This is a genomic window from Salipaludibacillus sp. CF4.18 (assembly GCF_051262595.1).
Lineage (GTDB): Bacteria > Bacillota > Bacilli > Bacillales > Salisediminibacteriaceae > Salipaludibacillus > Salipaludibacillus neizhouensis.
Genome location: NZ_JBIMEV010000001.1, coordinates 206514 through 218655, shown reverse-complemented (window position 1 = coordinate 218655; position 12142 = coordinate 206514). Strand labels below are relative to the sequence as shown.

Below are 12142 nucleotides of genomic sequence, written 5' to 3'. Positions count from 1 at the left end.
TAGTAGCACCTACACACAGAACATAGGCGCTACTACATGATCCTCTTAAACATTTTTTCGATGTCATAGGTGGAATAATGAATAAGAATGGGTCTGCCGTGAGGACACGTGTACGGATCTTCACATGTGCGTAACGTCTCTAAAAGTTGGAACATTTCATCCTTTGTTAAATGACGATTTGCTTTAATAGCAGCCTTACAGGACATAAGAATCGCTGCTTCCTCGCGTAGTTTACCGATATGAATCGTTTGCTCATTTCTTAATTGTTCGAGCATTTCTGAAATAACTTCCTCTTCCTGACCTTCCGGAAACCAAGTAGGATGAGACCTTACAATATACGTACGAGAACCAAATGGTTCCAGGAATAACCCTACGTCTTCTAATTCCTTTTGGTATTCTGTCATCAATGATTCTTCTGATTGCGTAAATTCGAATTGAAGTGGCACGAGTAGCTCTTGCAGCTGGTTATTTGTTAACGAGAGTTTATCTCGGAAATACTCGTACTTAATTCGCTCTTGTGCAGCGTGTTGATCTACCATATATAAGCCTTGCTCGTTTTGTGCCATTATATACGTGCCATGCAATTGGCCGATCGGATAGAGCACTGGAACATTGGCTTTGGTGACATTTCCCTCTTGGCTTGATTCGTCTGATTCTTGTGAAAATGGTGGTTCAACAACAGGTTCCCTTTCCAATTCCCAAGTGTCCGGTTCTGCTGCTTTTTGCTTATTGATCGTTTGAAAACCTGATTCTCTCACTTCACCCGTCATATCATTTTCAGGTTGCTGAAAAAAACTAGATTCTTGCTCATTTTCGGTCTCTTCCTTCTCCCTTTGATTATTCAGTGACCGCGCACGATGCTCGAAAGAAAAGGCCATTTGTTCCGAATTAGGTTTATTGTTTGAATATTTTCTTTCTAATCCATCTGGAATTAACTGGATTCCTTTAAAAACATCTTTAATACTTCCTGTAACGAGCTCCTGTAATGCTTTTTCTTTACTAATTCTCACTTCCAGTTTTGAGGGATGGACATTGACATCCACCAGTAAAGGGTTCATCTCAATATGCAGCACTACTAATGGGAATTTCCCGATCGGTAAAAGGGTGTGATACCCTTCTTGAATCGCTTTTATGAGTGAGTAATTTTTCACGTATCTACCATTTAAAATAGTAGACATATACGAACGATTCGACCTAGTTACTTCAGGCTTAGCAATAAATCCTTTCAACGTAAAATCTAACGTTTCCGCTTCAATAGGAACCATTTTTTTTGCCATGGCTGATCCATAAATAGAAGCGATCACGCGAGCAAGATCCCCATTTCCCACTGTTTGCAGCAAATTTTTTCGATTGTGCGTAAGAATGAACGCTATTTCCGGATGGGACAATGCCATTCTATTGATGATATCTGAGATGTGACCAAGTTCCGTATGAATCGTTCGTAAATACTTTAAGCGAGCCGGTGTATTATAAAACAAATCTGTAACAATGATTTCCGTTCCTTTCCGTGGGGTGGCCGTCTTCTCGTGTTTCACGTGCCCCCCTTCAAGCCGGATTTCTTGTCCCTCTGTTCCACCAGTGCTCGATTTCAAGGTGAGTTTTGAAACGGAAGCAATACTCGGCAATGCTTCTCCGCGAAAACCCAACGTCTTTATTCGAAACAAATCTGCATCATGTTGAATTTTACTAGTAGCATGTCGGAAAAATGCCATTCGGAAGTCGTCTTTCTCAAGTCCATCTCCGTCGTCTAAAACCCTTATTAATGACAATCCACCCTCCTCAATATCGATCCGAATCTGGGTACTATTCGCATCAATCGCATTTTCTACAAGCTCCTTCACAACAGAAGATGGTCTTTCAACCACTTCTCCAGCAGCAATTTTGTTTGATAGCAATTCATCGAGCTGAAAAATCTTCGCCATTAGTCACACCTCCTTTTTTATTTGGTTAATTTTCGTTGCAGCTTGTCCAATAATTGAATGGCTTCAATTGGTGTTATATGAAGAAGATTCGCTGACGTTAACTCTGTAATCACCTTATCTTCCGTACGTGTTCTTTTATTTTTTGATTTTTGCAGCGGAAGACTCTCTTCCTCAAAGAGCGTTAATTGTTGCGGACCATTCTCCTCTTTCTTCTCGAAAAATGGAACTTCCTTGTGGATTTCAGAATCAGGCTCAGGTGTATAATTCGTTACTGGTTTTCGAATTTGAGGTTCTCCTGCTTCAAATTCTTTTAAGATCATTTTTGCACGTGCAATCAGCTTAGGTGGCAGTTCTGCCAGTTCTGCAACATAAATTCCATAGCTTCGATCCGCCGCGCCTTCGATCACTTTATGAAGAAACACGACTGTCCCGTTCTCTTCTTTTGCTGAGACATGAACATTTTTCAATCGCGGTAACGCTGACTCCAGCGTTGTCAGCTCGTGATAATGCGTAGAAAATAACGTTTTTGCTCCAATATCATCATGAATATATTCCATAATCGCTTGCGCTAAACTCATTCCATCGTACGTAGATGTGCCTCTTCCAATTTCATCCAACAGAATGAGGCTCTGTTTTGTAGCCTTCGATACGGCATGCTTTGTCTCCAACATTTCCACCATAAATGTACTCTGTCCCTGCGCCAGGTCGTCTGCCGCTCCAATCCGCGTAAATATTTGATCAAACACTGGTATTTGGGCTTGATGAGCCGGAATATAACTCCCAATTTGTGTCATAATCGAGATGAGAGCCAGTTGTCGCATATACGTGCTCTTACCAGCCATATTTGGCCCCGTCACAAGTAAAAGCTCCCGATCTTCGCCTAAATAGATATCATTATGCACGTAATCTCCTTCATCAATCATTTTTTCCACTACAGGGTGTCGGCTCTCACGAATATCAACTGTACCTTCTGAAATTAAGGTTGGCTTTACATACCGATTTTCTTCCGCTATTGCCGCAAAGCTCTGCAGGACATCAAAAGTGCTGACCACACTCGCAAGTTGTTGTAAGGATGGAATATACGCCTTGACTTGTTCGCGAATTCTCATAAAAAGCTCGTATTCTAGCTTTTCGCTTTTTTCTTCCGCTTCTAAAATCAATACTTCTTTTTCTTTTAATTCTTCCGTAATATATCTCTCTGCATTCGTCAGAGTTTGTCTTCTTTCATAACGTCCCTCAGGAATTTGCGGTAGATTTGGTTTCGTAACTTCAATATAATATCCAAAAACTTTATTGAAACCTATCTTTAACGAACGGATACCAGTGACTTCTTTTTCTTGTTTCTCCAATGCGGCGATCCATGTTTTACCGTTTCTCATAGCATCGCGGTATTCATCCAATTGTTCAGAATATCCGTCTTTAATGAGACCGCCATCCGTAATTCCGACAGGACAATCCTCGTTAATGCTGCCTTCTAATAGGTGCCGTAAATCCTGACAATCAACGATCCCGTGCATTAAGGAGTTCCCGTAATCACTGTTTAGTGATCGTACTGTCTGGAAAATGGTTGGAACCTTCTCCAATGATTTTTTTAACTGAATCAAGTCACGACCATTCACATTACCGAAAGCTACTCTTCCCGATAGTCGTTCTAAATCATAGACTCCTTGCAGGTGTTCTTTTAACGCCTCTCGTTCAAAAAAGCGTTCAATAAGTTTCCCGACTAATTCATGTCGTTTAGCGATCGTACCCTGATTGAGAAGGGGTCTTTCAATCCATTGCTTAAGCATTCTTCCTCCCATAGCAGTTTCTGTGCGATCCAAAACCCATAGAAGAGATCCTTGTTTCTTCTTTTCTCTCAATGTTTCTACTAACTCTAAATTTCTTTTGGAATGAACATCCATTGTCATATATTCTCGCGGTAAATAAAATCTAGCAGCCTGTAAGTGATCTAATGAACGTTTTGTTGTTCTCTTTAAATACCAGATAAGCTGATAGCACGTTTCTTTTGTTTTCCCATCTGAAAGAGCTTGAACAAGCCCAGTGCCTTCATCTAGTGGCTCCGTATGATCCTCATCCGACAGTGTCACGTGAAGTCTAGCTTCTAATTCGTTTCGCCTTCCCAGCTCAAATGAAGAAGGAATAATCACTTCCCGCGGACGAAAACCTGCCATTTCATCAATTAACTCACTAAAACTACCAGTCATCGTGGTAACAAGGAATTCTCCAGTAGTCATATCAGCAGCAGCAAGCCCATATTCATCGCCTTCAAAAGGAGTGACAGATAGAAGATAATTATTATCTTTTTCCCCAATAGCTCTGCCTTCCATCACTGTTCCAGGAGTGATAATTTGCACCACTTCCCGCCTGACAACCCCCTTAGCCTCTGCTGGATCCTCTGTTTGTTCACAAATAGCTACTTTATAGCCCTTCTCTATTAATTGTGCTATGTAATTTGCTGCTGCATGGTGGGGAACACCACACATGGGAATTCCAGCTTCCCCTTTTCCACGAGCAGTTAATGTAATTTCTAATTCCTTCGCTGCCTTTTTTGCATCCTCATAGAACATCTCATAAAAGTCACCTAAGCGGAAAAACAAAAAAGCATCTTCATGTTCCGCTTTTATGCGTAAATATTGTTCCATCATTGGGGTAATTGTAGCCATCGTTATCATCCAACCTTTAGCTTAACTTCTCTAGTAAATACGGACTTATTATAACATAATCAGTCTTAGTCTTAGTAAGAAAAACGATCTAGCTGATTTAGTAAATAAAGCCTTAGCTTCTGTTGCCGTAATTTAAGTAGTAAGCTTCTCCTTGCGGCGTGAAAGTAGCTATCAAAGCTTATGGATGTTTTCGTAAGTTTCGAAGCTTAGATAAGAAGTTTTCAGAAGCGCAAGACCTCGGGATCCCTGGATGAATAACCCGCGTAAATCTTAAAACAAAACACATCCTTACGAAGTTTTAATTCCTTCGTAAGGATGTGCCTGATTCTCCCAAGATCCTATTCTTCAAGATCACCCATTAAAAAATTAGGATCGAGGTCTTCAAAATCTCCATCTTTTATTTGATCGCTATCTAGGTCATCGTCAAAATCTGATGTTGCGGCAGGATCCACTAAGACTGTTATTTTTGTTTCCCCAATTACCTCAACCATGAATTCTTTTTCTACTTGGATCTCCACGTCTTTTTCATTAGATGCAATAAGGGCTTCTAGCGTATTTGGTTGCTGCACCATTCGTGCGACAACTTCTATATCTCCTGACAAGATATCACTGTCTTGCATAACTAATGGCACGACATCTGTATATTTCACAGTTTCGGTCGCTACTTTTGTCTTCGTATTACCGGAGTAAGAATACCAAATATTGATATCATATGAACCCCGCATTTCTACTGCATCACCCTTTTTTTTCGCAGCATATTTGTGATTGATAATCCAACAACCAAGAATACTGGTAGGCTGATCTTCTGGTGCTACAATATGCTTGGTTTCCGAAAACTTTCTTCCTTTTCCACAAACAGCTTTCGTAATTATTTCCCTGTAGTGTTGATCGTTATCTGAAGCTGACATCGAATTCCCTCCTTGCACGTAAATAAACTACGTGACATTCTCTAAAAACCTCTCGCTTGCATCCTATGCAAGACAAATACCTAGTGTGTTATTTTTAATAAATAAATAAGTGATCGCCTGTTCAATGATGTATATGTCCCTTTTCTTGAAAAAATGATAAGAAAAACTGCATTGCAAATTTTTGTGTCCTTTTTTTCTATTTTGTTGCTTTTGTTATCACGGAAGGTTGTTTGGAAGAATTAAAAAAAGTCATTTCCAAATTGGAAATGACTTTTCTCTACTCTAGAATATTTTTATTAGCAACCGCCTGATTTTAAAGGGTTTTTATTTGTTGTCCCTTGAAGAAGATCTCCACCAGTAGATTCAATAATTTTTGTTGTCACTGTATTCGAAATGGTATTACTCACTAATTGCATTAATTCATTAACTTCTGTTTGTGATTGTTTAAACTCTTCAACCAATGGGATACCCTCTAATTCGTCTTGAAGGGCATCAATTTTAGCATCCGTAGCCTTCAAAGCTTCTGTTTTTTGATAATGTTTTAAATTAACAGCTTCTTTTTGTAAAGCCTTGATTTTCCCAATAATTTCCTGGACGCGTAAATGATCATTAATCTGTGATTCCGCGCGTTTGAAAAAATCGACTTCTTCCGTTTCAGCCATCATTGCCGCCAATTCTCTAGCTTTTTTTACGATATCTTGTTTTGTATATGTTCCACTCATACTAATTCACCCCAACCGTTTCTACAACTTCGCCATCTAATGACCATGTTTTTGCATTTGTTACTTTCACTTGAATAAGTGTACCAATGGACGCATCGGTCCCTCGAAAGTTAACTAATTTATTCGTACGGGTTCTACCCATAAGTACGTCCTCATTTTTCTTACTGACACCTTCTACTAATACTTCAACCACTTTTCCTTGGTAAGCAAGGTTATTGGCTGCAGACATTTCATTAACTAAGGCATTTAAACGCTGTAATCTTTCCTTCTTCACTTCCATTGGCACGTTGTCTTCCATCTTAGCTGCTGGCGTGCCATCTCTTGGAGAATAAATATACGTATACGCACTGTCGTAGTTCATTTCCCTCATTAATGAGAGTGTATCCTCAAATTGTTCTTCGGTCTCATTTGGAAACCCTACGATGATATCTGTTGTAAACGATGCATGCGGAATTGCCGTCTTGATCTTGTTAGCCAGTTCCACATAATGTTCACGAGTATACTTTCTAGCCATTAATTTCAAAACAGCATTACTACCACTTTGTACCGGTAAATGAATATGCTCAACCATATTCCCGCCTTTAGCTAAAACTTCGATTAAGTGGTCATCGAAATCTCTTGGGTGACTCGTTGTAAATCGAACGCGAGGAATATCTATTTTCCGGATTTCTTCCATTAAATCTCCGAGACCGTATTCCATGTCCACAAGATCTTTTCCGTAGGCATTTACATTTTGACCAAGCAATGTGATATCTTTATAACCGCTTCTTGCAAGGTGACGGACCTCTTCGATAACGTCTTCAGGCCGTCTACTCCTCTCCTTGCCTCTTGTATAAGGTACAATACAATACGTACAGAACTTATCACAGCCATACATGATATTTACCCAGCCTTGAATCTTGCCTTTTCTTGCGCGAGGCATATTTTCAATAATATCGCCCTCTTTGGACCAAACCTCAACCACCATCTCTTTACTGAAGATAGCATTTTTCAAGAGATCAGGCAATCGGTGAATGTTGTGAGTACCGAAAATTAAATCCACGTGCGGGTGCTTTTGAAGAATACGGTTTACGACCGATTCTTCTTGTGACATACAGCCACAAACCCCGACAATTAGACCTGGGTTTTCCAATTTCATCGGTTTTAAATTTCCAATTTCACCAAACACTTTATTTTCTGCATTTTCCCGAATAGCACACGTATTCAAAAGAATAATATCAGCGCTTTCTGCAACTGCTGTTGATTCAAAACCCATTTGCAACAGAATCCCCGCTATATTCTCTGAATCGTGTTCATTCATCTGGCAACCATATGTTCGAATTAGGAATTTTTTCCCTTTACCAATCCCTTGCATATCTTCCGGGATATCAAAGTTATATAAGATAGATACATCTTCTTTTCCACGCTTTTTTGCCTGCTTTAAATCAGGCGGAGTGTAGCTCGTTTGAAAGTACTGAGAGTAATCTTTATTCTGTTCGGATTTTACGTCCGCAGAAGAAGTCCCCTCCATCGCTTTCACTTGTTGTTTTTTCTGATCTTCATTCATGTGCCATTCAATCTCCTTTACTAATTAACATACCGTATAAAGTATAAAGGGTTTTAAAGCGTTATACAACCATTTGTATAGAGATAGCAATTGCCTTCCGTTAGCAAGACCGATAACTGCTAGTGACCATCAAGCATTCGAGATATATGCTAAGTAATCTCTAATCATTCTCATTAAAAGTTCATAAAAACTCTCTTCCTCTTTAGTGAACTGTATAGTAGACTCAATGGGTAACTGTCTACACTCTCTAAAGAAAGGTGCTGACACGATGAAAGATTTCTTAAATACAGCAAATAAAAAGCACCTTGTAAAACCACATTCAAAAATGACCCTTAAGATAAAAATGATTTTCCTTATCACACTGCTAATAACTGGTATGTTTTTAATCCTAGGTTTACTTATCAATTATTTGTTTACGAATACATTAGAAGAAAGTATGGGTGAACAAGCCTTAAATGTTGCCGAAAGTGTGGCACACATACCAGAATTAATTCAAGCGTTTGAGGATGAGGATCCAGCATCTACAATCCAACCTATCGCTTCTGATATTCGTGAAGCAACTGGTGCGGAATTTATCGTCGTTGGTAATAAAGAGGAAATACGTTATTCTCATCCAAATCATTCCCAAATCGGCAAAAAAATGGTCGGTGAAGATAACCACCGAGCACTAGCACTCGGTGAATCCTATGTATCAACTGCTCTCGGCTCGTTAGGACAATCTTTGCGAGGGAAAGTTCCTGTCCTGTCTAATAATGGAGAGATTATTGGTGTTGTTTCCGTCGGATTTTTAGCTAAGGATGTTGAAAATGTTATTCAGGCACATAGTAAAGAGATATGGCTTGTTTTGATCATCATAGGATTAATAGGTATTATCGGTGCAACTTTCGTTTCTAACTATATTAAAAGGATACTATTCGGTTTAGAACCAGAGGAAATTTCCCACCTGTTATTACAAAAAGAAACCATTTTACAATCGACACATGAAGGTATTATCGCTGTTAATCAAAAGGGTACGATTACATTAATCAATGAATCGGCACAAAAATTATTATTTGATGGAGAGTCAATTCATTATATAGGAACCCAAATAAGTGATGTTTTACCGGAATCTCAACTTCCAGAAGTATTAAAAGATGGACAAAGCCAATTTAACCGTGAAATGCAAGTTAGGAGCGTTAGTATCTTAGTTAACAGGGTGCCAATTTACTATGAAAATATGTTAATCGGTGCTGTTGCGACATTCCGAGATAAAACAGAAATGGAAATGTTGACGATGGAGCTCACTAGAGTTAAACAATATGCGGAAGCGCTGCGAGCACAAACACACGAGTTTTCGAATAAACTTTCTATTATTTTTGGCTTGCTACAATTAAAACATACCAAAGAAGCGATAGAATTTATTAAGAAAGAAAGTAATCTCCAACAGGAGTGGATCAGAATTGTTATTGAAAAAATATCCGACCCATTATTAAGTGCCCTCATCTTAGGTAAATTAAATCAAGCAAGTGAAAGACAAATTTCTTTATCCATCCACCCTGATAGTCAACTTACGGCCCATATGTCTGATCGAAAGCGGGAAGCACTGCTTACGGCACTAGGTAATGTAATTGATAACGCCATGGATGCCGTCCAACTCAAAATAAGAACAGAACGGAAAATATCTATCTTTTTTACTGATCTAGGAGATGATGTCTTAATGGAAGTGGACGATTCGGGGTCAGGAGTGTCATTAGATGATATGGAAGAAATCTTTCACCAAGGCTTCTCAACGAAAAAAGGATACCATCGAGGTGTTGGACTAGCCCTTTCAAAGCAAATAATATCTGAAGTTAACGGAGATATATTTCTTGAAGAAACAGACCTTGGTGGGGCCTGCTTTGTTATCACCATACCTAAATTTGAAGACTAAAGAAGAGAGGCATGAATAATGACTGAAGACTTTCGTATTTTAATTGTTGAAGATGATTTTCGGATTGCTGATATTACAAGTGAATTCATTTCAAAACTGGATGGTTTTTCAATTGTTGGTTTGACAAAGTCTGGTGAAGAGACGCTCGAGTTTTTGAAAAAGAACACCCCTTTACCTCACATTATTTTGTTAGACGTTTATATTCCGGATGTTAAAGGATTAGATTTATTTTGGAGTATTCGAAAAACTTATCATCAAATCGACATTATCATGGTAACAGCTACAAAAGAAGTAACGATGATTGAGGACACCCTTCGAGGAGGAATTTTTGATTACATTGTTAAACCGGTAGATTTTTCTAGATTAAAAGCAACGTTGGATAGATTTAAAGAACGCCGAACATTTTTGGATTCTAAAAGTACGATGGACCAGAAAGAGATTGATATGTTAACCGGTGTCCAGGAGTCAATGAGACATGAAAATCCCTCTCACCCTAAAATACTCCCTAAAGGGATCGATGGAATGACTCTTGATAAAATCAGAGAAATATTACAGCCTCTTAACCGTGAAGGTGTGACAGCGGTAGAGGTTAGTAAAAAGCTAGGTGCCAGCCGTTCTACGGTGAGACGTTATTTGGAATATATGACCTCCATTAATGAATTAAAGGTTAAACAAAGCTATGGGGAAGTTGGTCGACCAGAAAGACGTTACATCTGTGAACAAAATGAACAAAACTAACAAAATAGTTTTTAATCGATTTATATAACTAATCTGCCCCCTCTTTTCTTTGTATGGTATCTTTTTCTTACAAGCAACACGATGAGAAGAGGGAATTATAATAATTATGCAATTAATTTGTATGCGCTTCCATTATATTCCCTCTTCCACTTACTTTTTTATGATGGAGGGAAAAGCATGTTAAGTATTATAGCCTTTACTACTATTTTCGCAATCGTATTTTTACTTATTAAAGGAAAGATCAGTCCGATTATCGGTCTTGTTATTATCCCTATTTTAGGTGCACTCTTAGCGGGATTTGGTATCTCGGAAATCGGTGAATTTTTTAATGAGGGAATTGATAGCGTTATCAACGTTGTCATCATGTTCATTTTTGCTATCCTTTATTTCGGTGTCATGCAAGACGCTGGACTTTTTGATCCAATTATTAATAAAATGATCAAATTCTCCAGGGGAAACGTTATTGCCGTTGCAGTAGGTACGGTGATCATTGGTGCCATTGCTCATCTTGATGGATCCGGGGCTTCCACGTTCCTTATCACTATTCCAGCTTTATTGCCTCTTTATAAACGTCTGAAAATGAGCCCGTATCTTCTCCTTCTATTAGTTGGTACAAGTGCTAGTATTATTAACATGGTGCCTTGGGGTGGTCCTCTTGGTCGTACAGCAGCAGTTTTGGGAGTGGATCCTTCAGAACTTTGGAGACCTCTCATTCCTTTACAAATCATTGCTTTGTTATTACTAGTTGGTATGGCTATTATTCTAGGAATGCGTGAGCAGCGCAGAATAAGCAAGTTAGGTCCTCAAACTAGTCCTGATTCAGAGGCTGCTGCAGCTCTTGAACTAGATGAATCTGATATGAGTGATGATTCATTAGAAAAACAAAACACAAATAACTTACTTCGTCCTAAATTGCTATGGATTAATTTGCTTTTAACAGTCGGTTTAATCGCGATGCTTGTATGGGGAATCATTCCAGCCGGCTTTGTCTTTATGATTGGCTTAAGCATTGCTTTACCGTTAAATTATCCAAAGGTAGATAAGCAGATGGAACGAATCAAAGCACATGCTCCAAATGCACTGTTGATGGCATCCATTATTTTGGCTGCAGGTTCATTTTTAGGTATTTTGACTGGAACAGGCATGTTGGATTCTTTAGCAACAGATTTAGTCCTGATTTTACCAGCTTTACTTGTTCCTTACTTGCATATCATAATCGGCGTATTCGGTGTCCCTTTTGAATTAATATTAAACACTGACGCTTACTATTTTGCTTTACTTCCAGTCGTAGAACAAATTGTTACTAGCTATGGGGTGGAAGGTGTATCTGCTGCCTATGCGATGATGATTGGAAATATTATTGGAACGTTTATAAGTCCCTTTTCCCCTGCTCTCTGGCTCGCACTTGGATTAGCCGGTCTTGAAATGGGTAAACATATTCGTTACTCTTTTTTCTGGATGTGGGGTTTCAGTATTGTATTACTTGGCGTAGCGATCATGATGGGGATTATTTCTTTATAGTAGCCTAAGAAAAACGCGTAGCGTCTTTTGTATCTATTTTGTTTTGTTATCATTGAAGGTTGTTTGAAAGAATTTCAGCTCCCTTTCCGTGGATGATCCGCTAGCCTCCTCGAGCAAACAAGAATTTTGTGCTTCTTACCTGTTAAAATAGAAAAACATATAAATTCTGATATTATCAAAAAGGGCACTGAAAAAGTAAAAAATCTACTT

The 12142-nt window shown here is 38.8% G+C and carries 8 protein-coding genes; 3 read left to right on the top strand and 5 right to left on the bottom strand.

The window, feature by feature from the left end; genetic code table 11:
- Window positions 1-32 precede the first annotated feature (32 nt).
- The 5 genes from mutL to miaB all read right to left on the bottom strand — a co-directional run bounded on the left by mutL (window position 33) and on the right by miaB (window position 7764).
- Window positions 33-1922 (bottom strand): DNA mismatch repair endonuclease MutL, encoded by a 1890-nt coding sequence (mutL, locus tag ACHABW_RS01040; protein WP_435753660.1) that lies wholly within the window; start codon window positions 1920-1922, stop codon window positions 33-35.
- Window positions 1923-1939: 17 nt separating this feature from the next.
- Complete coding sequence (gene mutS / locus ACHABW_RS01035; RefSeq protein WP_435753659.1) at window positions 1940-4588, bottom strand: DNA mismatch repair protein MutS; 2649 nt, start codon at window positions 4586-4588, stop codon at window positions 1940-1942.
- A gap of 338 nt (window positions 4589-4926) precedes the next feature.
- Entirely contained in the window at window positions 4927-5496 is a 570-nt protein-coding gene (locus tag ACHABW_RS01030; RefSeq protein ID WP_435753658.1) for an outer spore coat protein CotE, read from the bottom strand.
- A 296-nt stretch (window positions 5497-5792) separates the two neighbouring features.
- A complete protein-coding gene (locus ACHABW_RS01025) occupies window positions 5793-6218 on the bottom strand; it encodes a RicAFT regulatory complex protein RicA family protein (RefSeq protein WP_110936286.1) in 426 nt (141 codons plus the stop codon).
- Between the two features lies 1 nt (window position 6219).
- Window positions 6220-7764 carry a tRNA (N6-isopentenyl adenosine(37)-C2)-methylthiotransferase MiaB gene (gene miaB, locus ACHABW_RS01020; protein WP_435753657.1) on the bottom strand — a complete coding sequence of 515 codons (1545 nt, stop codon included), beginning with the start codon at window positions 7762-7764 and terminating at the stop codon, window positions 6220-6222.
- A gap of 268 nt (window positions 7765-8032) precedes the next feature.
- Here miaB and ACHABW_RS01015 point away from each other — a divergent pair, with 268 nt between their 5' ends.
- The 3 genes from ACHABW_RS01015 to ACHABW_RS01005 all read left to right on the top strand — a co-directional run bounded on the left by ACHABW_RS01015 (window position 8033) and on the right by ACHABW_RS01005 (window position 11932).
- The gene (locus tag ACHABW_RS01015) at window positions 8033-9673 is read left to right on the top strand and encodes an ATP-binding protein (RefSeq protein ID WP_435753656.1); all 1641 of its coding nucleotides are present in this window, start codon (window positions 8033-8035) and stop codon (window positions 9671-9673) included.
- 18 nt (window positions 9674-9691) lie between these two features.
- Complete coding sequence (locus tag ACHABW_RS01010) at window positions 9692-10411, top strand: response regulator (RefSeq protein ID WP_435753655.1); 720 nt, start codon at window positions 9692-9694, stop codon at window positions 10409-10411.
- A gap of 177 nt (window positions 10412-10588) precedes the next feature.
- A complete protein-coding gene (locus ACHABW_RS01005; RefSeq protein ID WP_435753654.1) occupies window positions 10589-11932 on the top strand; it encodes a CitMHS family transporter in 1344 nt (447 codons plus the stop codon).
- Window positions 11933-12142: the final 210 nt, after the last annotated feature.